Origin of the sequence: Pseudomonas sp. MG-9, assembly GCF_018729515.1 — a bacterium.
Taxonomy (GTDB): domain Bacteria; phylum Pseudomonadota; class Gammaproteobacteria; order Pseudomonadales; family Pseudomonadaceae; genus Aquipseudomonas; species Aquipseudomonas serboccidentalis.
Genome location: NZ_JAHHZH010000004.1, coordinates 594,147 through 618,977, shown reverse-complemented (window position 1 = coordinate 618,977; position 24,831 = coordinate 594,147). Strand labels below are relative to the sequence as shown.

At 62.1% G+C, this 24,831-nt stretch carries 23 protein-coding genes; 9 read left to right on the top strand and 14 right to left on the bottom strand.

Annotation, left to right across the window (positions count from 1 at the left end; all coding sequences use genetic code 11):
- Positions 1–78: 78 nt before the first annotated feature.
- A complete protein-coding gene (locus KKQ10_RS13625) occupies positions 79–1,356 on the bottom strand; it encodes an acetyl-CoA C-acetyltransferase (RefSeq protein ID WP_215501388.1) in 1,278 nt (425 codons plus the stop codon).
- 285 nt (positions 1,357–1,641) lie between these two features.
- Between KKQ10_RS13625 and KKQ10_RS13620 the strand changes: the two genes are divergently transcribed.
- The 4 genes from KKQ10_RS13620 to KKQ10_RS13605 all read left to right on the top strand — a co-directional run bounded on the left by KKQ10_RS13620 (position 1,642) and on the right by KKQ10_RS13605 (position 7,764).
- Complete coding sequence (locus tag KKQ10_RS13620; protein WP_215501387.1) at positions 1,642–2,994, top strand: 3-oxoacyl-ACP reductase; 1,353 nt, start codon at positions 1,642–1,644, stop codon at positions 2,992–2,994.
- A gap of 2 nt (positions 2,995–2,996) precedes the next feature.
- Complete coding sequence (locus KKQ10_RS13615; protein ID WP_215501386.1) at positions 2,997–3,851, top strand: MaoC family dehydratase; 855 nt, start codon at positions 2,997–2,999, stop codon at positions 3,849–3,851.
- Between the two features lie 326 nt (positions 3,852–4,177).
- The gene (locus KKQ10_RS13610) at positions 4,178–5,959 is read left to right on the top strand and encodes a collagen-like triple helix repeat-containing protein (RefSeq protein ID WP_215501385.1); all 1,782 of its coding nucleotides are present in this window, start codon (positions 4,178–4,180) and stop codon (positions 5,957–5,959) included.
- Positions 5,960–6,093: 134 nt separating this feature from the next.
- Entirely contained in the window at positions 6,094–7,764 is a 1,671-nt protein-coding gene (locus tag KKQ10_RS13605; protein ID WP_215501384.1) for a ShlB/FhaC/HecB family hemolysin secretion/activation protein, read from the top strand.
- Between the two features lie 93 nt (positions 7,765–7,857).
- On the opposite strand, the gene KKQ10_RS13600 is transcribed toward KKQ10_RS13605, so the two are convergent.
- The 8 genes from KKQ10_RS13600 to cpaB are packed head-to-tail and all read right to left on the bottom strand — an operon-like array spanning position 7,858 to position 15,311.
- Positions 7,858–8,130, bottom strand: a complete 273-nt coding sequence (locus tag KKQ10_RS13600) for a DUF3613 domain-containing protein (RefSeq protein ID WP_127649160.1) — start codon at positions 8,128–8,130, stop codon at positions 7,858–7,860.
- A gap of 17 nt (positions 8,131–8,147) precedes the next feature.
- A complete protein-coding gene (locus KKQ10_RS13595; protein ID WP_215501383.1) occupies positions 8,148–8,870 on the bottom strand; it encodes a tetratricopeptide repeat protein in 723 nt (240 codons plus the stop codon).
- Positions 8,871–8,893: 23 nt separating this feature from the next.
- Positions 8,894–9,778, bottom strand: coding sequence for a type II secretion system F family protein (locus tag KKQ10_RS13590; protein ID WP_215501382.1), 885 nt, complete (start codon positions 9,776–9,778; stop codon positions 8,894–8,896).
- Position 9,779: 1 nt separating this feature from the next.
- The gene (locus KKQ10_RS13585) at positions 9,780–10,664 is read right to left on the bottom strand and encodes a type II secretion system F family protein (protein WP_215501381.1); all 885 of its coding nucleotides are present in this window, start codon (positions 10,662–10,664) and stop codon (positions 9,780–9,782) included.
- An 18-nt stretch (positions 10,665–10,682) separates the two neighbouring features.
- A complete protein-coding gene (locus KKQ10_RS13580; protein ID WP_215501380.1) occupies positions 10,683–11,951 on the bottom strand; it encodes a TadA family conjugal transfer-associated ATPase in 1,269 nt (422 codons plus the stop codon).
- Positions 11,948–13,138: a CpaE/TadZ family protein gene (locus tag KKQ10_RS13575; protein WP_215501379.1), complete on the bottom strand. Its 1,191-nt coding sequence runs from the start codon at positions 13,136–13,138 to the stop codon at positions 11,948–11,950. Before KKQ10_RS13575 ends, KKQ10_RS13580 begins: the two co-directional genes overlap by 4 nt.
- Positions 13,135–14,358 (bottom strand): type II and III secretion system protein family protein, encoded by a 1,224-nt coding sequence (locus tag KKQ10_RS13570; RefSeq protein ID WP_215501378.1) that lies wholly within the window; start codon positions 14,356–14,358, stop codon positions 13,135–13,137. Before KKQ10_RS13570 ends, KKQ10_RS13575 begins: the two co-directional genes overlap by 4 nt.
- A 20-nt stretch (positions 14,359–14,378) precedes the next feature.
- Positions 14,379–15,311 carry a Flp pilus assembly protein CpaB gene (gene cpaB, locus KKQ10_RS13565; protein ID WP_215501377.1) on the bottom strand — a complete coding sequence of 311 codons (933 nt, stop codon included), beginning with the start codon at positions 15,309–15,311 and terminating at the stop codon, positions 14,379–14,381.
- A gap of 334 nt (positions 15,312–15,645) precedes the next feature.
- On the opposite strand from cpaB, the gene KKQ10_RS13560 reads away from it, so the two are divergent.
- The 3 genes from KKQ10_RS13560 (at position 15,646) to KKQ10_RS13550 (ending at position 16,658) form a co-directional block, all read left to right on the top strand.
- A complete protein-coding gene (locus KKQ10_RS13560; protein ID WP_373557745.1) occupies positions 15,646–15,861 on the top strand; it encodes a Flp family type IVb pilin in 216 nt (71 codons plus the stop codon).
- A 119-nt stretch (positions 15,862–15,980) separates the two neighbouring features.
- A complete protein-coding gene (locus tag KKQ10_RS13555; protein WP_127649144.1) occupies positions 15,981–16,193 on the top strand; it encodes a Flp family type IVb pilin in 213 nt (70 codons plus the stop codon).
- Between the two features lie 66 nt (positions 16,194–16,259).
- A complete protein-coding gene (locus KKQ10_RS13550; RefSeq protein ID WP_215501376.1) occupies positions 16,260–16,658 on the top strand; it encodes a response regulator in 399 nt (132 codons plus the stop codon).
- Positions 16,659–16,727: 69 nt separating this feature from the next.
- On the opposite strand, the gene KKQ10_RS13545 is transcribed toward KKQ10_RS13550, so the two are convergent.
- Together KKQ10_RS13545 and KKQ10_RS13540 are read right to left on the bottom strand one after the other, a co-directional pair.
- On the bottom strand, positions 16,728–17,513 hold the full coding sequence (locus KKQ10_RS13545) for a response regulator transcription factor (RefSeq protein WP_274657725.1): 786 nt from the start codon (positions 17,511–17,513) through the stop codon (positions 16,728–16,730).
- A gap of 118 nt (positions 17,514–17,631) precedes the next feature.
- Complete coding sequence (locus KKQ10_RS13540; protein ID WP_215501374.1) at positions 17,632–18,102, bottom strand: A24 family peptidase; 471 nt, start codon at positions 18,100–18,102, stop codon at positions 17,632–17,634.
- A 76-nt stretch (positions 18,103–18,178) separates the two neighbouring features.
- On the opposite strand from KKQ10_RS13540, the gene KKQ10_RS13535 reads away from it, so the two are divergent.
- Together KKQ10_RS13535 and KKQ10_RS13530 are read left to right on the top strand one after the other, a co-directional pair.
- Positions 18,179–18,625 carry a TadE/TadG family type IV pilus assembly protein gene (locus tag KKQ10_RS13535; RefSeq protein ID WP_127649136.1) on the top strand — a complete coding sequence of 149 codons (447 nt, stop codon included), beginning with the start codon at positions 18,179–18,181 and terminating at the stop codon, positions 18,623–18,625.
- Complete coding sequence (locus tag KKQ10_RS13530; protein ID WP_215501373.1) at positions 18,622–21,369, top strand: PAS domain-containing protein; 2,748 nt, start codon at positions 18,622–18,624, stop codon at positions 21,367–21,369. Before KKQ10_RS13535 ends, KKQ10_RS13530 begins: the two co-directional genes overlap by 4 nt.
- On the opposite strand, the gene KKQ10_RS13525 is transcribed toward KKQ10_RS13530, so the two are convergent.
- From KKQ10_RS13525 to KKQ10_RS13515, 3 genes are all read right to left on the bottom strand, one after another.
- Positions 21,366–23,354, bottom strand: coding sequence for a pilus assembly protein TadG-related protein (locus KKQ10_RS13525; RefSeq protein ID WP_215501372.1), 1,989 nt, complete (start codon positions 23,352–23,354; stop codon positions 21,366–21,368). The genes KKQ10_RS13530 and KKQ10_RS13525 overlap by 4 nt on opposite strands.
- A gap of 250 nt (positions 23,355–23,604) precedes the next feature.
- On the bottom strand, positions 23,605–24,162 hold the full coding sequence (locus KKQ10_RS13520) for a DUF4136 domain-containing protein (protein ID WP_215501371.1): 558 nt from the start codon (positions 24,160–24,162) through the stop codon (positions 23,605–23,607).
- Between the two features lie 50 nt (positions 24,163–24,212).
- Entirely contained in the window at positions 24,213–24,821 is a 609-nt protein-coding gene (locus KKQ10_RS13515; protein ID WP_127649128.1) for a DUF4136 domain-containing protein, read from the bottom strand.
- Between the last annotated feature and the right edge of the window lie 10 nt (positions 24,822–24,831).

The window sequence follows — 24,831 nt, the reverse complement described above, 5'->3', positions numbered from 1 at the left end:
TCAAAAGATCGCAGCCTGCGGCGGCTCCTACATGAGATCGCCGAGCACCCTGGAGGAGCTGCCACAGGCTGCGATCTTTTAGCGTTCGATGATCGCGGTGACGCCCTGCCCCCCTGCTGCGCAGATCGAGATCAGCCCGCGGCCCTTGCCCGCCGCATCCAGCAGTTTCGCCAGGTTGGCGACGATCCGTCCACCGGTCGCGGCAAACGGGTGCCCCGCCGCCAGTGAGCTGCCCTTCACGTTCAGCCGGCTGCGGTCGATCGAGCCCAGCGGTGCATCCAGGCCAAGGCGGGTCTTGCAGTATTCGGGGTCTTCCCAGGCCTTGAGCGTGCACAGCACCTGCGCGGCGAACGCTTCGTGAATTTCGTAGTAGTCGAAGTCCTGCAAGGTCAGCCCGTTGCGCGCCAGCAAACGCGGCACCGCATACGCCGGCGCCATCAACAGACCTTCGGCGCCGTTGACGAAATCCACCGCCGCCGCTTCGCCATCGCGCAGATAGGCGAGGATTGGCAAGCCACGTTCCTTCGCCCATTCCTCACTCGCCAACAGCACCAACGACGCACCGTCGGTGAGCGGCGTAGAGTTGCCCGCCGTCAGCGTGCCCTTGGCGCTTTTTTCGAAAGCAGGTTTGAGCGCGGCGAGTTTTTCCAGGGTCAGGTCCGGGCGCAGGTTGTTGTCGCGGGTCAGGCCGAGGAACGGCGTCATCAAGTCGTTGTGCCAGCCTTCGCTGTAAGAGGCGGCGAGTTTTTGATGGCTTTCGAGGGCCAGTTGATCCTGCTCTTCACGGGGAATGTTCCAGGTCTGCGCCATCAGCTCACAGTGCTGGCCCATCGACAGACCGGTGCGTGGCTCGCCATTGCGCGGGAACTCCGGGATCAGGTGTCGTGGTCGCAATTGCAGAAAGGTTTTCAGTTTGTCGCCGGTGGTCTTGGCGCGGTTGGCCTGAAGCAGAATCTTGCGCAGGCCTTCGCTGACGCTGATCGGCGCGTCCGAAGTGGTGTCGACACCGCCGGCGATGCCGCAATCGATCTGGCCGAGGGCGATTTTGTTCGCCACCAGCAGCGCCGCTTCCAGCCCGGTGCCGCAGGCTTGCTGGATGTCATAGGCCGGGGTGGTGGGCGACAGCCGCGAGCCGAGCACGCATTCGCGGGTCAGGTTCATATCCCGTGACAATTTAAGCACCGCACCCGCCACCACTTCGCCGATGCGCAGACCGTGCAGGTTGTAGCGTTCGATCAGGCCTTCAAGGGCTGCGGTGAGCATCACCTGATTGCTGGCAGTGGCGTACGGCCCGTTGGAGCGGGCGAAAGGGATACGGTTACCACCGATGATGGCGACGCGGCGCAGCTGACTCATGAAAAAGCTCCTTTTCCAAATGGTCGAATTCACCTGAATCTCTTGTAGGAGTGAGCCTGCTCGCGATGGCGGAGGGTCAGCCAACCACAATGCCGAATGTGCTGGCCTCATCGCGAGCAGGCTCACTCCTACAGGGTTCAGCGTTGTTACTGAATCTGTGTTCGGCCACAAAACCCTCGGCGGCCAACTACTCTGCTGTTCTAGCGTAGGCCTTATTGCGTGGATCGAACGATTGATTGCCGTTGGTAGTCCACACTTTGAACCCCAACTTTTGGAGAGCGTTCCATGTCTGACCGCTATATCGACTTCGCCAACTCGTCCATCGGCCACCGTTTGGTCGGGGCTTTGGGCCTGCCGTCGCCGGTGCGGCTGGAACGCTGGCAGGCCGGACGCCTGCGGCCGGTGGACGGTGCGCTGCTGATCGGCGGCGGGCCGCTGGCTGAACGGGTCAATGCGTTCGCCAACCGCCTGACCGATGCGATCTACAGCTACGGCACCGAGCCTTCGATGGCCACTGCGTGGATCCCCGGGCACGGGCCGAAACTCAAGGCCGTGGTGTTCGACGCCAGCGACCTGCTGCACACCGACCAGCTCAAACAGCTGCGCGAGTTCTTCCAACCGCTGATGAAGAATCTCGACCACAGCGCGCATCTGGTGATTCTCGGCCGCGCCCCGGAAACCCTGCGCGAGCCCTTTGCGTCCAGCGCGCAACGGGCACTCGAAGGCTTTTCGCGCTCGCTGGCCAAGGAGCTGCGCAGCGGCGGTACGCTGCAACTGATCTATGTCGGAGAAGGCGCCGAGGACCAGCTGGAAGGCCCGCTGCGGTTTTTCCTCTCGCCAAAAAGTGCGTTTGTCTCCGGACAGGTGATTCGCCTGAGCGCCTGCGCCACACAAGTCAGCGACTGGACTCGGCCACTGGCCGGGCGCAAGGCGCTGGTCACCGGCGCGGCACGCGGGATCGGTGCGTCGATTGCCGAAACCCTGGCCCGCGATGGTGCCGAGGTGATTCTGCTTGACGTTCCTCCGGCCAAAACCGATCTGGAAGCCCTCGCCGCTCGCCTCGGTGGCCGGGCGATCACCCTCGACATCTGCGCCGAAGACGCCGCCGCGCAACTGATCGAACAACTGCCGGACGGCCTCGATATTCTGGTGCACAACGCCGGCATCACCCGCGACAAGACCCTGGCCAACATGACCCCGGAATTCTGGGATGCGGTGCTGGCGGTCAATCTCAATGCCCCGCAGGTGCTGACCAAGGCCCTGCTCGACAGCGGCACCCTGCACGACGATGCGCGGGTGATTCTGCTGGCGTCGATCAGCGGCATCGCCGGCAACCGCGGGCAGACCAACTACGCGGCCAGCAAGGCCGGTTTGATCGGCCTGGCCCAGGCTTGGGCGCCGACACTGCTCGAACGCGGCATCAGCATCAACGCGGTGGCGCCGGGCTTCATCGAAACCCAGATGACCGCGCACATCCCTTTCGGCCTGCGTGAGGCCGGGCGGCGCATGAGTTCGTTGGGCCAGGGCGGTTTGCCGCAAGATGTCGCCGAAGCCGTCGCGTGGCTGGCGCAACCGGGCACCGGCGCGTTCACCGGCCAGGCGCTGCGGGTCTGTGGACAAAGTGTTCTGGGGGCGTAGACATGAGCATTGAATGGCACACCCTCGACCGTGAACCGAGCTTGCCCGGCCTGTATGCGCGGGCCGCAACCCGGCGCAAAATCACCGGCACCCAACTGCCCGACGACGGTTTGCGCTGTTGGGTCGACATCGACGGGCAGAAACTGGCGGCCTATCGCAAGGTTTGCGGCTTTGCTGATGACGGCCTGTTGCCGCCGACTTATCCGCATATCCTGGCATTCGCTCTGCAGATGCAATTGCTCACGGCAAAAGACTTTCCATTCCCGCTGCTGGGACTGATTCACCTGAGCAACCGCATTCGCGTATTGCGCCCGATGGGCGGGATCAGTCGTGCGCAAGTCGGTGTCCGGGTGCACAACCTGCAACCGCATTCCAAAGGCGCGACCTTAGAGGTGTTGACCACCCTGGATGACCAACTCGGGCCGCTGTGGGAAGCGGAAAGCCAGATGCTCTGTCGCGGCGTGAAGCTTGATGGCGAACCCGTCGAGCGCAGTTGGGAGACCTCCCAGGTGTTGACGCAAGTGGCGCAGTGGACAGCGCCGGCCGACATCGGTCGGCAATACGCCAAGGTCTCGGGTGACTACAACCCGATTCATTTGAGCGCCGCCAGCGCCAGGCTGTTCGGTTTTCCCACTGCCATCGCCCACGGGTTGTGGAACAAGGCGCGAACCCTCGCGGCACTCGCCGATCACTTGCCCAAGGCCAACCTTGAAATTGCCGTGCACTTTCGCAAACCGGTGCGCTTGCCCAGTGCGGTTTCACTGTTGGCCAGTGCGCCGGGGTCGAGCGGTGAGTTGCGCCTGATCGGTGCCGGGGATCTGGAGCACATGGTCGGGCAGTGGCAGCCGATCGCCTGATCCCTCGCCACAAGGTTTTCTGGCCGTCACGGGGCGGCCAAACCTGTAAATTGTGTATATATCACTTAAGTTTTTCCGCGCCCGACACAGGGCCCTAAAAAAATCCAGCCTTGATTTTAAAGGCTTTTTTTTGCGCCTTTATATCCTGGGTATTAGTCCTTAGGCGCTGCGCCGCGCCCTATATATAAAGGCGTTAATACCAACTTGAGAATGGCGGGAACCCGCGACGCGATCGAGATTGGCACCACGGACGAGGCATTACCGACGACAGATCGGTGAGCCATCGAATGCAACGAACGTTGTGACAGGTGCAAGGAATCTCAATCATGAAAACTCAAGTGTGGTGCAAATCGGCGACAGCGCTGGCATTGATCCTCTCCCTTGGTATCGCGGGCTGCAGCAGCGGCGGTGGCGGCCATCACAGCAGTTCCGGCAGCTCTTCCCCGGACAGCGCGGCAGCAGGCAGCGGTGGAACCAGTGGCAGCGGTGGTACCAGCGGAACTGGCGGAACTGGCGGCTCGGATTCCGGAACCGGAGGAACCGCAGGCACTGGCGGAACTGGCGGAACTGGCGGAACTGGCGGAACCAGTGGTACCGGAGGAACCGGTGGGACGAGTGGCACAGGTGGTACCGGAGGCACAGGTGGTACCGGAGGCACAGGTGGTACCGCTGGCACAGGCGGCACAGGCGGCACCGGCACTGGAGGAACCGGAGGTACAGGCGGCACGGGGGGTACAGGCGGAACTGATCCGACTGGGCCGACCACCCCGACCACTACCCCACTGGTAACGACAACTCTGGTACAGGATGTCGGCAAAACTGTCAGCGGCGTTGGCGATGGCGTCGGCCAGGTCGGCGACTCGTTGAGCACCGTTCCGGTGGTCGGTGGCGTCGTGCAAAGCGCGGCCAACACCGCCGGCAACGTCGTCAGCACCCTGGGTGATGGCGTGACCAACGGCATCGGCAAACTGGGCACTGTCAACAATGGCTTGGGCGTTACCGCGTCATCGGTTGGCGGCGTGGTCGCGGATGTCGGCACTGGTGTTTCGGACCTGAGCGGCAAACTGGCGACCGCCACCGGCAGTGTTCCGGTCGTCGGCGGCGTGGTCACCAAAGTCGCACCCGTGCTCGACGGCGTCGGCGAGAAAGTCACCATGCTCGGCGACACCCTGAGTCTGGCCACCACCACCGGCCCACTCGGCTCGGTGACCAAGAATGTCGGCAACAGTCTGGTGCCAGTCATTGCGATGGTTGAAAGCACCACTAACAAAGTGGGCAGCACGACCGGCCTCGGCGCTCCGCTCAATGGCGTCATCGGCCAGGTCGGTGGCGCGGTGAAAAGCCTCGGCGGTCAGGTCACAGGCGCGGGCGGCGGCAATGCCCTGACCAACACCGTTGGCGGTGCCCTGAGCAACGTCGGCACCACCGTCAGCACAGCGGGCGGGCTGGCAAACAACGGCACCACTTCCGGTGGTGGACTGAGCGGTGGCCTGGGCGGTACGGGCTTGTTGCAAACCGTCGGCGGTGCAGTGGTCAACGTCGGTTCCGGTCTGAACGCCGGTAACACCAACGGCACGGTCAGCGCCGCTGGCGTCACCACCGCCTCGCTGGGCAACACCATTGCCTCGGTCAACACTGTGCTCGGCGGCTCGGGCACACCGATCACCGCGACCACTTCGCCGCTGGCCACCGTCGGTGCCACCGTCGGCGCAGCGCTTAATCCGGTGACCAGCGCGGTCACCAGCGTCACCCAACAAGTCGGCGCCACAACGGGCCTGGGCGCACCGGTCGCCGGTCTCACCGGTCAGGTCGGCGGCGCGGTGAGCAGCATCGGCACCACCATTGCGTCCACCAATAACCCGGTGACAACTGCAGTCGGTGGGGTGGTCAACAATGTCGGCAGCACTGTCGCCTCGGTCGGCGGCCTGCTCAACGGCGGTACCGGCACAACCAGTGGCGGGACTGCCGGTGCGGTCGGCGGGGTCGTCGGCACGGTCGGCGGTCTGCTCAATACCGCCACCAGCACAACCAACACCGGCGGCACCACCGGCGGCCTGGGCGGTGTACTCGGAGGCCTGACCGGCACTCTGGGTGGCGTCACACATTAAATTGCACCTGGCCGATTCGACGGCCTCACCTACAGCGCCTACGCTTGGTTGAAGGCGGAAGATTCCCACGAGTCTTCCGCTTTTTTCTTAGAAGAACTTCAGTCCAGCGCTGTGATCTGACCATGGAGTGTCCTATGCGCGTAATGGCATCCCTGCTGTTCCTCAGTATCAGTTCCGCCGCCCTCGCCGACACCCTTCCCAGCTTTCTCAACAGCAACGAAACCACTCGCAATCTACCCGTGCCGAACCTGCCGGCGGATGCCTATCGTCCGGCCGCCACGCCCCTGCAAGTCCCAGAACCTGGCGCGGCCGCAGCGCAACCGTTGCTGATGGAGACAAAAATCAATCTGAAAACCGTGCAGATCGAAGGCGGCACGATCTACCCGCTCAACGAACTGGCCGAAGTCTACAAACCCCTGATCGGCCACCAGACCAGCCTGGCCGATCTGATCGAAGCCACACGCAACATCACCCGTCGCTATCAGAAGGACGGCTACCTGCTGTCCTATGCCTTCCTGCCGCAACAGCGCTTCGATGGCGGTGTGGCCCGGGTGGTATTGGTGGAGGGCTATGTGCGCGATGTTCAGGTGCAGGGCGATGTCGGTCGGGTCAAAGGTCTGCTCGACGAACTGGCAGCAAAAATCCAGGCCGAACGACCGCTGACCCGCAAGACGTTCGAACGCTACACCACGCTGATGACCCGCATCCCCGGTGTGACCCTTCAGGCGCAAGTACCGCCGCCCGGCACCACCGACGGCGCCACCACGCTGGTGGCCCAGGCCAGCCGCAAAGCGTTCACCAGCAGCCTGAACACCACCGAAGACAATCGCAACGGCACTCAGGCACTGCTGGGCGTCAGCAGCAATTCTCAGACGGCCATGGGCGAGCAGTTGACCCTCAGCGGGCTGTTTCCGCCGGGGGACGATCACGAGCACTACTACCGCCTGGACTACAACCAGTTCCTCAACAGCGAAGGCACGCAACTGAGCCTGTTCGCCTCTCGCTACCGGGCCGACCCGGGCACCAACGTGCTCACCAGCGACGGCTTCGAACTCAAGCCGCACAAGGAGGACGATCGTTACTCCATCGGCGTCAGCCACCCGTTCATTGCGGCATCCAACGAGCTGCTCAATGGTGGAGCGCGGCTGTACGCGGTGGATGACAAAAACCGTTACGACGTGGTCGGCTACCCGGTGAGTATCGAGGAGCGCACCAACGTGCGCGCCCTCGCGTTCGAAGGCGACTGGCGCAAGGCCGATACCCGGCAGCTACGGATTCTCAGTGGCGGCCTGTATCAAGGCCTCGACAGCATGGGCGCGCACTCCAACAACCCGGCGCTGGACCTGAACTTCCTGCGCCTGCGCCTCTCCGGGGTGCAGAGCGACAAGTTCTTCGACAACTGGCAAGGGGTGCTGTCGGCCGCCCTGTACTGGAGCGACGACACCTTGCCCGACAGCGAGCGCGCGGTGTTTGGCGGGCAAAACTTCGGCCGTGGCTACCCGGATGATCAAGCGTCGGGTGACAAGGGCTGGGGGGCGGCTTACGAGGTCAACTACAGCTTCAATCGCGACGGCAACTGGGTGCGCATTCTGCAGCCGTACGTGGTGCTGGACCGTTCCAAAACCTGGTTCAACAAACTGCAGGTGCAGAGCAACGACCTGTCATCAGCGGCGGTGGGGCTGCGTTTTGGCGATGCCAAGTACTACAACATTGCGTTGGAGGCCGCCAAGCCGATGTCGGATGAAGCGCTGGATACGTTCAATCGCCGGGCGCGTTACAGCATCAGTTTCAGCTATCAGTTGTAAGTCGTCGATCACAGGCCAGGCCGGCTCTCACAAGGTCATGAGTGAGAGCCGGCCTCGCCTGTGATCAACGCTGGATCAGGTGTCGCCCTCAAGCTAGTTTTTGGTCTCGATCTTGCCACCGGCATCCGGGTCGTAAAAGTCCGGAATCTCGTACTTGTACTTCTTCAACCAGCGCTGCATCGCCAGTTCTCTCTCGGTCGCCGTGGCGGTTTGCGGTTTGGGCGAAGCGGCCTGGTTGCGGCTTTGCAGCACCAGCCAGCCTTCGGTTTCCTGTTGCTGCGCCGAGGCCGGGCCGGCGTCGATTGCCTGGGCTGCAAGCGGCAGGCTGAGCAGGGTCAGGCAGCACACGCGGTGCAAGGTGTTCATGGTGATCTCCCGGAGTGTCACTTGAGCGTCGACGGTTGTGGGTCAGCCACTACCGCCACCTGATTGCCGGCCGCCGCCGGGGCCTTGGCCGGTACCTTGAGTTTTTCCGCACGGCTCTGGGCTTCGGAGAATTGCTCCGGCGTCAGGTGCGCGCGGCTGACGATTTCGGCGGCTTGCTGCCAGTTGTTCTGATAGAGCAGCAAGGTCACCAGGTTCAGCGGTGCCAGTTGATCGTTCTGCTTGAGTTCGATGGCGGTGAGGAATTCGAAACGGGCGTCTTCAAGGCGCAACTGGTTGAGGTAGACCACGCCCAGGTCGTTGCGAATCTTTTCATTGGTTGGCGCCAGACGCACCGCGCGCTGCAAGTGCGTCAGGGCCTGAGCGTTATCGCCACGGGCCGCATAGAGCTGACCCAGACCATGCTCGGCGTCCGCCGTCAGGCACGTACCGAGCAGTCCGCGATATAACGGCTCGGCCTCATTGCGCCCGAGCAAGCGGTAGACCTTGGCCTTGCGCAGGCGCACCTCGACCAGGTTGTCGGGCAGGCTTTGCAGGTTGGCCAGGCTGGCGTGCAGCTTGCCGTCGTTGGCCAGGTCGTCGGCCAGGTTCAGGGCCAGTTCCTGTTCGGAATCGAGCTTGCTGCAACTGGTCGGCGCCAGCAGCGCCGACCACGGCGCCTGACCGTCGGTGGCGCAACCACCGAGCATCAACAGACTTGCCACGACAATCAGTGCTTTCATCAAATGCTCTCCGTGAGCCAACGTCAGTTTGCAAATGCCCGGGTAATCGCGGTGAATCCCGGGCCGGCCAGTACGATCAGCAAAGCAGGAAACAGAAACAGCATCATCACCACCGACATCTTCGCGGACATCTTCGAGATATATTCCTGCAGTCGGGTCAGGCGTCGGTCGTCGAGCAATTGCTTGAGCGCCAACAGCGATTTCATCGCCCCGCCGCCCTGCTGAATCAGCTGTTGCAGGATCACGCAGGTGTCGGTGAACTCATCGACCGCGAGCATCACCGAGGTCTTGTGCAGTTCCTGTCCCAGCTCGAGTCCCGAGTCGACCCGCGCCAGAATCAGGCGCAGCTCGCGGGTCAGTTCCGGCAGCAGTTTTTGCCCCTCGCTGCTGAGCACGCGCAAGGCTTGTTCGACCGCCATCCCCGATTCGAAGAGGATGCGCAGCAGCGGGATGAACGTGGAGATTTCCACGGCAATGGTTTTCTGCCGACGCCCGGCGGCGTACGCCAGCAGTCGCTTGGGCAGCAGATAACCGGCGCCGGTGGCGAGCATGGGCACTATCCAGCGATTGGCCGCGTGAGGAAAAAACACTTCCTGCAGAAAAATTGCCAACCCCAGCATCAGCAGTGGCGTGCCGATCTGGCAGGCGGCGTACAGCGAGCGCTCACTGGCGCGGCGCCAGCCGAGGCGGCTGAGCAAGGTCTGGGTTTCGCTGTCGATGCTGACCGAGCGCTGACCGAACTTGCTGTTGCCCAATGCGCGCAGCCAATGGCCGAAGCGGCTCTCGCGCGCCAGATGTCCCTGCAACCGCTGGTTGACCTGGCGCACCCGACGCCGCTCCGTCAGCAGATGGTTGACCACCAGCAACAGGGCGCCGAGCAACAGCATCAGGGCGGCGAGATAAACCATTTCAAATACTCCGCAACATGCGCCACAGCGCCAGGCAACCGGTCACTTGCAACACCACGGCGATGATCAACATGGTCTGGCCGCCGGAGTCGTGCCACATGCCGAGCATGTAGCCGGGGTTGGTCAGCATGAAGTAACTCACCAGGATCACTGGCAGCGAACCGAGCACCCAGGCGGTCATGCGCGTCTCGCCTGTGAGCGCGCGCAGTTGCCGAGCGCCCTGATCACGTTCGCGGATCAACTTGATCAGGTTCTCCAGCAACTCGCTGGCATTGCCACCGTAGCGATGGTTGACCTTGAGGCCGAGGGCGAACATGCGCAGCTCGTCCTGTTCATACAGTTCGGCAAGGTCACTGACCGCATCCGGCAGATTGACGCCCAGTTGCACGTTGCGCTGCACCCGGCCCATGGCTTCTTTCAGCGGATCGTCACTCGCCTCGATGCTGCCCATGACCGCATCGCTCAGGGTGCGTCCGGACTTGAGGCTGCGCACGGTGTGGTCGAGCAACGCCGGCAACTGCTCGATCATGCGTCTGATCCGGCGGTGGTACAGCCAGGAAATGTACAGGCGCAAGATCAGCGGCGGCGCCAACAGCATCGCCAGCAAACCGATCCAGCTCGCCAGCAGATAACCGAGGGCAATCGCCACACCCCACAGCGTCAGCCACAGGCCGAAGCGCTCGTTGGGCCGCCCCAGTCCGGCGCGCAAAAACATCCGCTCGAGCCCGACCCAGGTCGGCTTCTGCGCGGCCAGTTGTGGCTGCCCCGCCGCGAGGCGGTTGAGCACGCGCTCGTTGCTGGTCTTGTGGATGCCGCGCAGGAACAACCAGATCGACAGCCCGAGCAGGATCAGACAAAGCAGGATGAGAATGGCCGGTCCGATCATGATGCGAGTTCCATGCTGTCAGCCCAGGTTCGTCTCGTGCCGCAACTTGTCGCCCGCCGGATTGACCGCTTCGCGCAGGAAGCCGAAACCGGTACGTCGATCAAGGCGAAACAGGGTGTTGGTGACGTAAACGTCTTCACGAATGCCGACCACTTCCACCACCTCGCTGACGCAGCGCCGGCCATCGGGCAGGCGGGTCAGCTGGATGATCACGTCGAGGGCGGCGCAGATCATCTGGCGCAAGGTGCGCTCGGCGATGGAGCGGCCAGTCAGCCCCACCAGCGTCTCCAGGCGCAGCAACGCATCCTGCGCATTGTTGGCGTGCACGGTGCTCATCGAGCCGTCGTGCCCGGTGTTCATGGCGGTCAGCACATCGACCACTTCGACGCCGCGAATCTCGCCGAGGATGATCCGGTCGGGGCGCATGCGCAGGGCGTTGCGAATCAGGTCACTGGCCTTCACTTCACCATGACCCTCGGCATTCGGCGGACGGGTTTCCAGACGTACCACGTGCGGGTGGCCGAGCTGCAGTTCGGCGACGTCCTCGATGGTCACCAGCCGTTCGTGCGGGTTGATCAACTGGCTGAGAATGTTCAGCAGCGTGGTTTTGCCGGTGCCGGTACCGCCGCTGATGAGCACGTTGCAGCGCTTGCCCACCGCCTCCTGGAGAAACTCGAAAATCGCCAGATCGATGGTCTGCATCGCCATCAGGTCGCTGCTCTTGAGCATGTCCTTGCGAAACTTGCGGATCGACAGGCAAGGGCCGTCGAGGGCGATCGGCGGAATGATCGCGTTGACCCGACTGCCGTCCGGCAGGCGCGCATCGACCATCGGCGAAGACTCGTCGAGGCGTCGCCCGAGCGGCGCGAGAATCCGTTGCATGACCCGCTCGACGTGATGCGCATCGATAAAACGCAAGTCACTTTGATGCAGCACGCCATCGCGTTCGATGAACACCCGGTGCGGGCCGTTGACCAGAATCTCGGTCACCGACTGATCGCGCAGCAGCACTTCCAGCGGACCGAAGCCGGTCAGTTCGTCAACGATTTCCTCAGCCAGGCGCTCCATCTCATAACGGGAAATCGCCAGGTGCAAGCGGGCGATGTATTCGGCGGCCTTGTCGGTGACAAACTGCGCCAGCAACTGGCGCGAGCCTTCCAGCAGGTTTTTTCCCGACTCTTCGATGGCGTCGATGATGTAGCGGTGCAGGACCAGTTTCAGCCCTTCGTGATCGGTATTGCCGACCGCGCCGTGCGGCACCGCGCCGAACAGTTTTTCTGCGCTCATGAGGTGCCTCGCAAGCGGTCGAACCAAGTGACCTTGGGTTTGGCCAGGCCTTCGGAGCGCTTGGCCAGAAGCTCGCCGAGGGTGCGCAGGCTCTGCGTGAGTTTTTCCCGCGGGGCCAGTTCGAACAGGCTGACGCCCTGGTTCTTGGCGTTCAGGCGCACTTCGGCGTTGGCGGCCAACACCGCGATCACTTCCAGATTGAAGGTTTTGCCCAGGGTCTCGGCATCCGGTGCAACGTTGCCCAGATAGCCGTCCACCAGCAGACGCGCGTGGTCGAGCTTCATGCCCTTCTCGCGCCACAGGTTGAGCACCACAAGGTTGCGGCGGCAGTTGAGCACGTTCTGATCGGTGTACCACAGCAGCTTGTCGCAATGGCTGACAAACGTGCGCAAGGCTTCGCTCTCGGACTGCCCGGTGAGGTTCACGACGATGTGCTGGAAGTGTTGGCGCAGGGCGCTGAGCAACATGTACAGCTCGGCGGCGCTGGTGCTTTCCAGCGGCTCGTCGCTGCTGGCGTACGCCAGAATCCGCAAGCCGGCGTCCGTGCTGGTGAAGGCGCTGTCGATCAGCGTGGCGTCGAGCCTGCGCAAATGACGCAAGGCATCGCCGAAATGAAACGAACTCTCGAGCCCGAGCAATGCCAGGCTGTCGCCACGGGGCAGGCCCAGATCCAGCAGCAGAGTTTGCTGCCCACTCTTTTGCACCACCTGCGCCATGTGACTGGTCAACAACGCACCGTCGGAATTGCTCTGTGCGCCGTACAACACGGTGAGGCCACCGAGCTGGGTGTTGGCCGTCACCGGTGGCAGACGTTTGTTCAGGCGTCGCACCAGCCCGGCGACTTCACTGGCCCGCGAACCGTACGCCACGAAATCCCGGGCGCCGGCGCGCATGGCGTTGAGCACCAGTTGATTGTCCATGCCGTCGCCGAGCGCAACGATGGCGAGCATCGGCTTGGCTTCCAGCGCACCTTCGATCAACGCACTCTGCGCCACCACATGGTCACGGTCGAGGCCGACGAACACCAGGCTGGCAAAGGTGACGTCCACCAACGCCAGCAGCTCATCCAGGCTCCCGGCCCCGGCGCTCACCACTTGGCCCAGCGGCGCGAGAGCGCCTTGCAGCCACTCCAGATCAGTGCTGTTACGGGTGATCGCAAGAAAGGTCTGGCTCAGGTTCTGGTTCATTGGGACAGTCCGCTGCGCTTGTCGAAGTTGCCGTTTTCCAGGAAGAACATGCGGTAGAAGTTCGGGTCGTAGTTGCGCAGTTTTTCTCCCGGCAGCGACGGCAGTTGCGCATCGGCCGCCAACGGCTGGACCAGATGCGGAGTGACGATCATCAGCAGTTCGCGCTCTTCGCGCTTGATTTGCGAACCTTTGAAAAAGGCGCCGAGCACCGGGATATCGCCCAGTCCCGGAAACTTGTTCACCTGTGAACTGTTGGTGGTGCTGATCAAGCCGCTGATCACGAAGCTTTCGCCGTCGGCCAGCGAGACGCTGGTGTCGGTACGGCGGATAGTCAGGGCCGGCACAGTGGTACCGGCGATCTGCACGGCGTTACTCAAATCCAGTTCGCTGACTTCCGGTGCGACTTTCAGCGCGATGCGGTCGTGGCTGATGACGGTCGGGGTCAGGGTCAGCCGGATGCCGAACTCCTTGTATTCGATCGACACGTTGTCGCTGCCGGCGCTGGGCACCGGAATCGGAATTTCCCCCCCGGCCAGAAAGCTTGCGCTCTGCCCGCTCAGTGCCACCAGACTCGGCCGCGCGAGGGTGTAGGCGAAGCCACTGGTTTCCAGCGCGTTGATGATCGCCATGGTCTTGCCGCCGATCCACGAGAAGTTGAACAGGCCGTTGTCCACCGGCAGTCTCGGCGTCGGCACGCCGTCGATGGGCGGCAAAGTACCGGGGGAGCCGAACAGGAAATTGCCTCGCGTGCCAATCAGCGAAGCGGTGGCTTCCTTGAGTTTGGTGCGGCTGACTTCAACGAAGCGAATATCGGTCTGCACCTGCGAGGGCAGCGTCGGATCATCGGAAGGCATGCGGTTGGCGCTGGTCAATGCGGCGGTGGCACTGCCTTGTACGAAGACCATGCTCTGGCGAGGTTCACTGGAACATGCCGTCCAGACCATCAGGCTGGTAGCGCCGGGGGCCACGCCGGTCAGTAAAAACGACGCGCTGCCGGTGTCGTGCACATCAGCGATTTTCGGGTCGCCAATGGCCACCCGGGTGATTGCCACGGGTGACTGGATGTCCTGCTGGAACCCTTCGCCGATCTCGATCACCGGTGGCATACGACCCAGTGCCGAGCAATTGCCCGTGGCCGCCATGGCCGCATTTATCGACAGTCCCATCAGTACCAAGGCCCGGACTACAGGTTTTAATAGCGGCCGAAATCGACTCTGCATGCACGTGGATCCTTGCTCAGTCATGGGACTTGTTGGGTAACCTGATTGCCGCGGATCACTTCCATCGGCGTCCGCGCATGGCCGCCAATGGCCGGCGCTTTCGGCGCGGCGCCCAGGGCCAGTTGCGTGAACTGGAAGAGTTGGCTGTTGGCGTTGTCCAGGTGCGCCGGCGACTGCTTTTCACCGGCCCAGTATTTCGCCAGACGCTGCTCCTCACTGCTGCGTACGGCCAGGCGCAACGTGCCGACCTGGGTGGCGAGCATCATCCGGCTCAGCAATTGCTCAGGCACCGCCAGCACTACAGTGCGTGCGGCGATCCGGCGTTGATCCTGTTTGAGTTTGTCGTCGGCGCTCAGGGCCGGGTTGGCAGGTTGGCCATCGTTGGTCAGACCGTATTGGTCACCGACGCCAAGCACGCGCATGGCCGGCACCACAATCTGCGCCGACTGCTGCAGATTGCTCGCGTCCTGCCGCAGATAGAGCAGCACGTCGACGTAGTCGCCGGGAACCAATTGCCCGGCGGCACCGATTACCTCGTCCACGGCCACGGTGAGCGCGCGCTCATCGCTGTGGATCATCCGCGCCAGCGCGCCGCCGGCTTCGAAGCTTTGATCATTGAGCCAGGTGCCGGCGCTGAGGTGCCGCCACGGCGTGCGCCCCACCGCTTGATCAACACTGGAAAGGCTGCCGGCCGGGGCGCTGCGCAGTTTTTCCAGCGCCACATCGGCAACTGTAAGAGGGGTGAAAGGCGGAACATCGTGCAACAGCACGACCACTGGCTGACGGGTCTGGTCTTCGGCGGCGGCGACGGTTTTTTCCATAACGACCACCGGGGCAGCAGGCGCCTGGGCGACGGGAGCCGGTTGCCGACTGAGAACCAGACCCCAGTAACCGACGATGATTGCACCCAGCAACAGCACCGCTGCAAGACCCATGGTGACGCGACTGTTCATGACGGCTCTCCCTTTCCTGCTGCACCGACGACCTGTACTTCCGATGAGAGAATTTTTCGCGATCAGGCAGCTATGAACATGCAACTATTTCGCTATTTCCAAGCTAGCTGATCCGTGCCAAAACGCCATTACTGACAGGAAAATAACTCACTAAAGTATGAGTCCTGGCCAATTAACTGTAGGGAGCGGCCCGACTAACGATCCGGTTAATCCTTTGTGATTAATCCGTTCTTACAGTTGTTGACCGAGGGTTTGTTGACAATGCTCTGATAGCACGGTGCAAGCATGCCGCTGTAGCGTTGGATCGGCGCCAGAGGCGCGAAGGAGTGGACATATGTTTCGGATGATCATCGACTATCTACTGGCCAGGGCCAGGCTGCTGTGCAGAAGCGAAGAAGGTGCGTCTGCCATTGAATACGCGATCGTGGTGGCAATGGTGGCGGTCGTTGTCGTGGTATTCGTAACGCCCATCGGCGACAAGGTGCTGGCCATTTTCAACGTGGTGCTGACCAAGCTCGGTGGCACGGCACAGGTCAGAACGACGCCCTGATCAAAACCTTTCCCCTCTTCCAGTGCTCGTGCCCATGCTGACGTTCAGCAGCGCTCAGGCACTGGCAACTCATCGGATTTCGTAAGTCCGATCACCCGCCGTTACGAAGGAGAATGTCAATGTTCCTTGAATACCTGATATTGCGCCTGAGGTCGTTTCTGGCAAGCACAGAGGCTGCATCAGCCATCGAATACGCCATTGTGGTGGCTATGGTGGCGGTCGTCGTCGTTGTGTTCATCACACCTTTGGGCGCGAAGATCTTTGCGATTTTCAACAACGTTCTGGTGGCGCTCGGCGGCACTGCGCAAACGGCTCCGGTGCAGACCCCCTGATGTGAGTCGCGTCAGGCGAATGTCGCGCTACACTCGATTGCACTTTCAGCTTCTCAGGGATTGCCCATGAATGCTTCCTCACTCCCCCGCCAACAGTTGCTTCTGGTTGACGATGAAGAGGATGCGTTGCTTGAGCTGGCCGAGTTACTGGAGGGCGAGGGCTTTACCTGCCACACCGCGACTTCGGTGAAGCTCGCCCTGCACCACCTCACCCGCAATCCGGATATCGCCTTGGTGATCACCGATCTGCGCATGCCGGAAGAGTCCGGCATGTCGCTGATCAAGCGCCTGCGCGAGCACACTTCGCGCCAGCATCTGCCGGTGATCGTCACGTCAGGACACGCCGACATGGAGGACGTCAGCGACATGCTGCGCCTGCAGGTGCTGGACCTGTTTCGCAAGCCGATCTACCACGTGCGCCTGCTGGAAACCCTGGACAATCTGTTCCCCAAACCGAAGACGTAGCCAGAGTAATTCAGGCGAGGTGTTTTTGGCAGAATTGACTGCCTGTCCGGGATGGACAGGCAATCGAAATCAGTGTGCGGTTACACGCTGACGAGCCGCCGAAGCACTCGGCGACAGCGCCAGTGCCAGCTGGGTGCGGTTGTGCATGTGGGTCAGGCGCAACACCTGCGAGACGTACAACTTTACGGTGTTTTCGGTGATGCCCAACTCGCAGGCGATCTGATAGTTGGTCTGCCCTTTGCCCACCAGGCGCGCCACATCCAGTTGCCGTGGCGACAACTGATTGAAGATCGCCGGAATCTCCTGCGCGGCGCCTGCGCCTTCGCCGCCGAGCATGTCGCTGACCACCGCCGCCGGATTGCGCCGGACCTTGTCCAGGTCCTGGTAGAGATCGTCGATGGACTCGGAAAGAAATTGCAGCTTCTGGTTCAGATGACCCAACTGCACATTCTTGTGCCGATCCTGCAGCGCCGCTTCCTGACGTTTCACGCCTTCGAGCAGTTCATCCAGATCGACCGGTTTCTGATAGTAGTCGGCAATCCCTGCGCGCAGAGCCTTGATCACGTCCTGTTTATCGGCCCGACCGGTGAGCATGATCGCTTCGAACACCCGGTGTTTGCCGCCGATACGTTGCAGCTCCTGCACCAACTGGATGCCATTCATGTCCGGCATATGCAGATCGCTCAGCACCAGGCCGATTTCCGCGTCCTGGCTGAAACGTTCAATCGCCTGCTGACTGGATTCACATGGCACACAGCGGTAACCACTGCTTTCGAGAAACTCGCACAACTCCTCGACAATCAACGGTTGATCATCGACCACGAGCACTTTTACCGCAGACGTAAGCTTGTTCACGAACCACTCCATTGCTCGGGCCAAAGCTGACTTTTTCTGCACTTTGGCGGTGTAACGACTTCCTTTGAAAGTAGACGCACTTTCCGACTATGTACATAGGACTAGTGGCAAGTTGCGACTAATGGATCCAAGGCACTGACAGCAGTACTCCCACCAGCACGAACGGTGCAAAAGGCTGCTTCTTTGACACTCCCGGCTCCATATATCGAAGATGTTCTCTAAGCCCTTGACTCGTATGAAGCCAGACTCTTGGCGCGATCAGCAGCCACAGCAAACTGGCGACACCCGCGCCGATAAACGTACAAAGAATGAATAAACCGTTCGTCGCAAGGCCCAGGGCTGTCATTAATTTCACATCGCCTGCGCCCATGCGGCCCATGAAATACCCCGGCAGCGTCAACGCCAGGGCAATCACGCCGGCCCAGAGCCCCTCCTGCGCATCGGTCCCGAGCCAGGTCGTGCCAGTCAGCAACAGATGGATCAACGCCAGCGCCCCCGCACCGAACGTAAGAACATTGGAAATACGCCGTTGCCGGGCATCCTGGGCGGCGCACACGGCCAGCCAGATCAGGAGAACTAAACTCTGCATCCGGTTAAATCCCGTCCGATTTTGCTGATTGATTCTATGCTGATACTACGCAGTGAACGTCAGGGTAGACGCAGTCATGAAAACCGGCTTCGCAAAATCACAGGCAGGCGCAGTGGCGATCGAATTCGCCTTGGTATTCGTGATTTTTTTCGCTGTGTTCTACGCACTGGTCAGCTACAGCCTGCCGTTTGTATTGATGCAGACGTTCAACGAGGCGACGTCCGAAGCGGTGCGCCGCAGCGTCGCGGTCGACCCCAATACCCCCGGTTATGCCAGCGTGGTGGTGAGTACCGCCAACGCCGCGTTGACCCAGCAATTGCAGTGGGTGCCATCAACGCTGAACCTGGTGGTCGGCGTCGATACCTCGGCGGTGTATGACGCCACTCAAGGCACGCTGACAGTCAGCGTCAATTACCCCACCAGCAAGCTCAATCAGGTCATCCCGTTTCTGGTCTTGCCGGGCGTGGGTGCGGTGCCGAGCCTGCCCGCCAACCTTACTGCCACGTCGAGCCTGAAATTTTGACCTCCGGCGACAATCTGTTCGGACGCTTGCTCAAACGCGCGCCGACGCCTGCCAGCGAATTGCCCGACCTTCTCGGCTCTCCTGCGCTGGGCCTGCACCTGCACCTGGACAACGAAGGCTGCGTATTGCAGGTGGCCGGGCCGTTGCGCCAACAGTTGGCCCAACGGCCGCCCCACGAGTCACCGTTGCCGCTGTCGGCTTATTTACTGGCGCACAGCACACTGGCGATTGAGGGCCGCCCGCAAGACTGGCAAGGGCAAATGCTCGACCTGGACTTCCCCGGACTCAGTGATCAGACCTTGCATTTGCGCGGCTGGGTGCAGCCCTTGGCCGAGGGTTGGGTACTGCAATTGATGGACATCGGTGACCTGCTGCTCGAGCGCCAGCAAGCGCGCAATCGCGACGCCTGTCAGGCCCTCGCCGGGCAGATCAGCGAGCACCTGCGCGTCTGTAGCCTGACGCGCCTGCCGGTGGTGGTCAGCGAGCAATTGCAGGCCATCGCCCAGCGCTGGCATATCCCGTGCCTGGCCATCGCCCTGCTCGACGAACAGGAACAGGGCTGGCAGATCTTCGAACAGTATCGCGCCCACGATGCCCCGATGCTGTGGCAGGACGGCCAGCGTCTGGGCACACCGCTCGACAGCCTCAACGGTAGCGCGCCGCAGCGTCTCGGCGCCCATCATGGGCTGTACGAACATTCGCGAGTGGAAACCACGTTCGGCAACGCCGATGGGTTCGCTGTGCCCTACAGCGATGATCGCGGGGTAATGGCGTGGCTGCTCTGCGGCTTCTACACCGTGGACGTTGCCGCGCCACACCTGAGCGACCGCGACTGGATGTCACTGACCAGTGCCTTGGCAGCCCCACTGCTCAGCCGCTTGCGTGACCAGCAGCATCATCACTACACCGAGCGGCTCGAATCGCTGCAAACCCTGCTCGGTACCGGCTGGTGGGAGATGCTCGGTGACGACGTGCTGCTGGCCCCGTCGCTGCTCGACGTGTTGCCGGCGGACAGAGCTCGAATCCCGCTGCAAGACTGGCTGGCGCTGATTCATCCGGCCGATCGCGAAGAACTGCGCAGCCGCCTGCACGCCCTGCAACTGCACGGCGAGCCCCTGACGCTGAGCGTTCGTCTGCACCGCAGCGACCGCGAACAAATACCGCAGTGGTATCGCGTGCAGGGGCAGGTCGCCGGCACGGGTGAGCATCGGCGGCTGGTGGGGTTCATGCTCGACATCAGCGACACCCGGAACCAGCAGCAACGGGCCGAAGCCGCCCATGCACGACTGGACAACCTGATCGCCAGTTCGCCGGCGGTGATTTATGTCCAGCGCTACGTCGAAGGCGCACTGATCCCGGCCTTCTTCAGTGCCAGCCTGGAACCTCTGCTGGGCTGGACACCGGACGAGTGCAGCGCCGCCGACTGGGTGCAGCTGATTCATCCCGAAGACCGCGAACTGTATTTCACCCGCACCCGACAGTTATTGCGCGAAGGCTCGGTGCGCGCGCGTTATCGCCTGCGCGACACGCGCGGCGAATACCATTGGCTGCTCGACGAAGCCAAGCTGCTGCGCAATGACCTTGGCCTGCCGGTCGAAGCCGTCGGCCTGTGGCTGGACGTCACCGAAGCGACCCTCGCTGCCGAACAGGTCAGGCACAGCGAAGAACGCTATCGAATTCTGGTAGAAGACTCGCCGGCAATGATCTGCCGCTATCGCCCGGACCTGACCCTGACCTTCGGCAACCGGCCGCTGGCGACCTATCTGGAATGCACGCCGGAGCAATTGCCGGGGGTCGATCTGGGCAGCTGGATGTCCGACGAGCAACGCGCCGCCTTCGTGCAACGCCTGGCGCTGCTGACCCCGGAGCTGCCGGTGAGCACCGCGGAAATCAGCCTGCAACTGCCCGGGCGTGAGCATGCGTGGTGGGTGTGGTCCGATCGCGGGGTGTTCGATGAGCACGGGCGCCTGCTCGAAGTGCAGGCCGTGGGCCGTGACAACACCGAAGTGCGGCGCTCGCAGCAGCAACTCACACAAAGCGCGAAAATGGCCACCCTCGGCGAAATGGCCACCGGCCTGGCCCACGAAATCAACCAGCCGCTGAACGTGATGCGCATGGCCATCGTCAACGTGCTCAAGCGCCTGAGCAACGGCGACGCGCAGATCGACTACCTGACCGATAAACTCAAGCGCATCGACGCCCAGGTGCAGCGTGCCGCGAAAGTGGTCGATCACATGCGCGTGTTCGGTCGCCGCTCGGAGATCGAGCAGCAACTGTTCAACCCGGCCTCGGCCATCGAAGGCACATTGTCGCTGCTGGCCGAAGGCATGCGCGGCAAGGGCGTGGATCTGCACATCAGCGAAACCGGCTTTACCGTGCAAGTGCGCGGCTATGTCGATCAGCTGGAACAGGTGCTGATCAACCTGATGGTCAACGCCCGCGATGCACTGCTCGGCAAACGCGAGAAAGACTCGACGTTCAAGCCATGGATCTCGATCTACGCCGAACGCGATGAGCACACGGTGCGGCTGTGGGTCGAGGACAACGGCGGCGGCATCGACCCGCGCTTGCTGGAGCGGATTTTCGAACCGTTCTTCACCACCAAACCGGTGGGTGTCGGCACCGGGCTGGGCCTGTCGGTGAGCTACGGCATCATCGAAAACATGGGCGGCCATTTGAGCGTGCGCAACTCGGTGGAGGGCGCCCGCTTCTGCATCGAGCTGCCGGTGGCGTCGGACGTCTAGATCACCAGATAGGCCTTGCCGGTCTGGCCGCAGGTCATGTTGGCGCCGACGTCGACGTCCATCAGGTTGATGCCCAGGGACTTGAGCAGGTTGTTGAGCAATGGGTCGAGCAATGGGCTGAGCAGGTTAGTCACCACAGGCAACAGGTGATTGGAGACATCACTGATCAATGAGGCGACGTCAGTCACAACTGCGCCCAGTGGATTACTGCCCTGCGGTCTGTATACGATCAGGTTGATCCCCGCCAACGTGTTGCTGAGACTGCCGACGATATTGGTAGTCGGCGCAGCTGATTGCACGCTTGGCGGCAGTTTGAGGTTGGCAGGTGTCGCGAATGGCGTACCACTGGAAAACAACAAGTCCTGCGAGTTTTGCGCAACGCTGGTGTCCAGCATGATTGCGATGCCGCCGGCACCGTATTGAATATGCGAATTAGGATCACAGCTGCCAAGCCCGACGACCCTATAACATGTCGCGATGCCCAGATCGATCAGCGGTAACGGCGTGACCGTCGGCTCGGCTGAGGATGAGAAAGCATTGGTTGGGTCGATCTTTCCGAGCTTGAGGTCGGCAATCGAGGTAATGGTATGTGCGGTCAGGCTCTTGTTACCGGTGGAGCCGGTCGGGCAGCTGTAATCGGTGACATAACTTTTAGCACCACCGGCATCCAGGCTGATATCGATTCTCGGCGACGGCAAAAGCAGTGGATCCAGTTGCTGACAGCCAATGCATACCACCGAGTTAAGCACTGCCACCAGATTCAGGCCGAGCAAAGCATTGAGCGTCGAGGTCAGCCCACCTACCAGGCCCAGCACCGCGTTGGTCAGCCCGGCAACCCCACTCAATACAGGCAGATCCACCGAGAGCATCGTGCGAACCTGCGCCGTGCGCACATAAATCCGGTCCGGCCCCAACGGGTTGGCCTTGGCCCGCGCCGGATCGCCAATCGCCGAAAACTGCGGCGGCTCGATCACCTTGACCCGTACCGTGACGTTCGCCAGCCCCAGCACGCTGATCGGCAAGGTCGCGGCCACCGCACTTTTGCTGTTGGCCAACTGCACCACGCCCTGAATCAATTGCAGCAGCTGCAGGTTGGCATCCAGCCCGGCCGCCGTGGTGCCGGTCTGCAACTGCAGGATGTCGCCGAGCTTGACCGGGGCGGCGTTGGCCGCCGCGACCTGCAATTGCCCCAACGCGGTGATCACCTCGGCCGTCGCGCCATTGAGCTGCACCACCGTCGCGGCCGCCTGAATCAGTTGGGTGACCGTGGCCTGGGTATTGAGTAGCTGCGTATAGTTGCCGGCGGCCACGTTGAGGTTGATCGCCAGTTGGTTGAGGTAGCTGAGCAGGTTGATGTCAGTATTGAGCAGGCCATCCCAGCCCACTGCCGTGAGGTTGACGTTGCCGCCCAGCAAGCCGGAGAACAGTGGATTGAGAATGTTCGACTGCGCAGTATTGATGCTCGCCAGCGTGCTGCGGATGTTCAGTTGTGCCACCGTCGGGGTCGGCTGGGCGGCAACGGCCGAGGCATTCAGCGTGGTGGTCAGACTGACCGCTGAGCCGGTGAACAATGCTTGTACGCCACCGGCAAAACTGGTGGTCACCGTGCGACTGGCCGCGACTTTGACCGCGGTTGACCGGGTCGCATCGGCGGTGAACGTGCGCAGTCCGCTGGCCGCGGTCTGTACGCTGCCACAGGTGGTCGCCAGGGTGTTGTTGCTATCGACGACGTAGCCGTTGCGTACAGCGCTTTGCCCGGCATAAGTGGCTGCGCTGAGGCCTGACTGGCAGTTGCCGCCGCGACTGACGGCTTCCAGCGCCGCACTGTCCACCACCCGCTGCAACTTGCGCTGCTCCATGTACAGCCGACCGGTGTCAACCACCAGCAGCATCAGCACCAGCGCCAGGCTGAGGGTGGCAGCCGCCATCAACCCGATCGCCCCGTGTTGCCGGGCCGGACCGTTGAACTGCGAACGAGGCGACATGGCGCACTCCTTTGCCGGCATGTTGCCGAGCGCGACCTCCGATGGTGGATTTGAGTGTAGACGGGACTAGTGGCAACGCGCCATTTCCTACAGTGCAAAACCTTGTAGGAGTGAGCCTGCTCGCGATGGCGGTGACCCATCCAACAACTATGTGGCAGACAGACCGCTATCGCGAGCAGGCTCACGCCTACAGGGGATTTGTGTCAGGCAAAAAAATGGGAGCCGCTGGGCTCCCATTCTTCAAACCGGCTTAGCGCGGTGGATAGTTGGCCAGAATCCGGCCGACCGTCTCGCGGATCGCGTTGCTGCGATCCTGTGGACTGGGCGTACTGCTGAGCATTTGCTCATCACTGCCGCGCCACACCAGTTTGCCGTCCTTGCCGTCGAGCAGGTCGATCTGGATCGTCGCCACCTTGTAGGTGATGTTGCGGGTTTCGTTGTACATCGGCGCGCCCCAGTAACCGTTCCACGGGCCACCCCAACCGCCGCCGTAGTTGGTGGTCACTTGCTGCTGGCGATCCTCGACGATCAGGTAGGTCTGCACACTCAGGTCGCCCTTGGTACCTGCGGCGGCAGGACGCAAGCCGCGCTGGTCGAGCTGGTCGCTGACGGCCTGGCGGATACGTTGCTCGGTCAAATCGCTTTTGATCCGGGGATCATCCGGGCGGTATTGCAGGGCGGGGTCTTTCCAGCTCCAGCTGCGATACGCGGCAAAGTCGCGACTGGCATCGAAGTCATGGTTGACCTGGTGGGCGGCGCAGGCACTGAGCAACGCGGCCATGACCAGTAAAGCGAGACGACGGAACATGGTTTTCTCCGGTTGAAGGCCTGAACCCGCGAAGTGTTCTCACATAGAGTTTAGCTGGGCGGATAGGCTGACATGGCTTTTTCCACAGCCTCGCGAATGGCGTCGGTGCGCACCAGTTGGCTTCCCTGGCTGGCCGTTTCGGCGCTGGCGCTCCACACCGGTTGACCAGTGCCGGCGTCGAACAGATTGACCTGCACCACGACAACCTGCTCCTGATAGGTGCGAACAATCGGCACGCTGTTGTACATGCCATAACCGCGCCCGTATCGATCATAGCCACTGTATCCGCCGTAACCGTAATCGTCCTGCACCTGACGCAAGCGGGTTTCCAGACGCATATTGGCACTGACCAACAGGTCGGCCGGACGATTGTCGTGCAACGGGCGCAAGCCGCGCTGGTCGAGGGCATTGCTGACCGCCTCGGCCACTTGCGCAGAATCCGCCCACGCGGTGCCCGGCGGCAGTTGCCCGTTGAGCCAGGCCCAACTGCGATAGCGCCCGTAATCGCGCGGTGGCGCCGGATAAGCACTGCGGTCGAAGGTGGTCGCGGCTTGCGGCGGCGCTGGCGGCAGGGGCCGCGATTGCGCCACGTACGGGTTGCTGCCTTGACAGGCGGCCAACCCCAGACAGATCAGCAATAACCCCGATTGTGCTTTCATGTCGTGCTCC

Bases quoted from the DNA above. Each gene is read 5' to 3' on its own strand.
- KKQ10_RS13625 (WP_215501388.1), bottom strand. From the start codon at position 1,356: ATGAGTCAGCTGCGCCGCGTCGCCATCATCGGTGGTAACCGTATCCCT.
- KKQ10_RS13620 (WP_215501387.1), top strand. From the start codon at position 1,642: ATGTCTGACCGCTATATCGACTTCGCCAACTCGTCCATCGGCCACCGT.
- KKQ10_RS13615 (WP_215501386.1), top strand. From the start codon at position 2,997: ATGAGCATTGAATGGCACACCCTCGACCGTGAACCGAGCTTGCCCGGC.
- KKQ10_RS13610 (WP_215501385.1), top strand. From the start codon at position 4,178: ATGAAAACTCAAGTGTGGTGCAAATCGGCGACAGCGCTGGCATTGATC.
- KKQ10_RS13605 (WP_215501384.1), top strand. From the start codon at position 6,094: ATGCGCGTAATGGCATCCCTGCTGTTCCTCAGTATCAGTTCCGCCGCC.
- KKQ10_RS13600 (WP_127649160.1), bottom strand. From the start codon at position 8,130: ATGAACACCTTGCACCGCGTGTGCTGCCTGACCCTGCTCAGCCTGCCG.
- KKQ10_RS13595 (WP_215501383.1), bottom strand. From the start codon at position 8,870: ATGAAAGCACTGATTGTCGTGGCAAGTCTGTTGATGCTCGGTGGTTGC.
- KKQ10_RS13590 (WP_215501382.1), bottom strand. From the start codon at position 9,778: ATGGTTTATCTCGCCGCCCTGATGCTGTTGCTCGGCGCCCTGTTGCTG.
- KKQ10_RS13585 (WP_215501381.1), bottom strand. From the start codon at position 10,664: ATGATCGGACCGGCCATTCTCATCCTGCTTTGTCTGATCCTGCTCGGG.
- KKQ10_RS13580 (WP_215501380.1), bottom strand. From the start codon at position 11,951: ATGAGCGCAGAAAAACTGTTCGGCGCGGTGCCGCACGGCGCGGTCGGC.
- KKQ10_RS13575 (WP_215501379.1), bottom strand. From the start codon at position 13,138: ATGAACCAGAACCTGAGCCAGACCTTTCTTGCGATCACCCGTAACAGC.
- KKQ10_RS13570 (WP_215501378.1), bottom strand. From the start codon at position 14,358: ATGCAGAGTCGATTTCGGCCGCTATTAAAACCTGTAGTCCGGGCCTTG.
- cpaB (WP_215501377.1), bottom strand. From the start codon at position 15,311: ATGAACAGTCGCGTCACCATGGGTCTTGCAGCGGTGCTGTTGCTGGGT.
- KKQ10_RS13560 (WP_373557745.1), top strand. From the start codon at position 15,646: ATGTTTCGGATGATCATCGACTATCTACTGGCCAGGGCCAGGCTGCTG.
- KKQ10_RS13555 (WP_127649144.1), top strand. From the start codon at position 15,981: ATGTTCCTTGAATACCTGATATTGCGCCTGAGGTCGTTTCTGGCAAGC.
- KKQ10_RS13550 (WP_215501376.1), top strand. From the start codon at position 16,260: ATGAATGCTTCCTCACTCCCCCGCCAACAGTTGCTTCTGGTTGACGAT.
- KKQ10_RS13540 (WP_215501374.1), bottom strand. From the start codon at position 18,102: ATGCAGAGTTTAGTTCTCCTGATCTGGCTGGCCGTGTGCGCCGCCCAG.
- KKQ10_RS13535 (WP_127649136.1), top strand. From the start codon at position 18,179: ATGAAAACCGGCTTCGCAAAATCACAGGCAGGCGCAGTGGCGATCGAA.
- KKQ10_RS13525 (WP_215501372.1), bottom strand. From the start codon at position 23,354: ATGTCGCCTCGTTCGCAGTTCAACGGTCCGGCCCGGCAACACGGGGCG.
- KKQ10_RS13520 (WP_215501371.1), bottom strand. From the start codon at position 24,162: ATGTTCCGTCGTCTCGCTTTACTGGTCATGGCCGCGTTGCTCAGTGCC.
- KKQ10_RS13515 (WP_127649128.1), bottom strand. From the start codon at position 24,821: ATGAAAGCACAATCGGGGTTATTGCTGATCTGTCTGGGGTTGGCCGCC.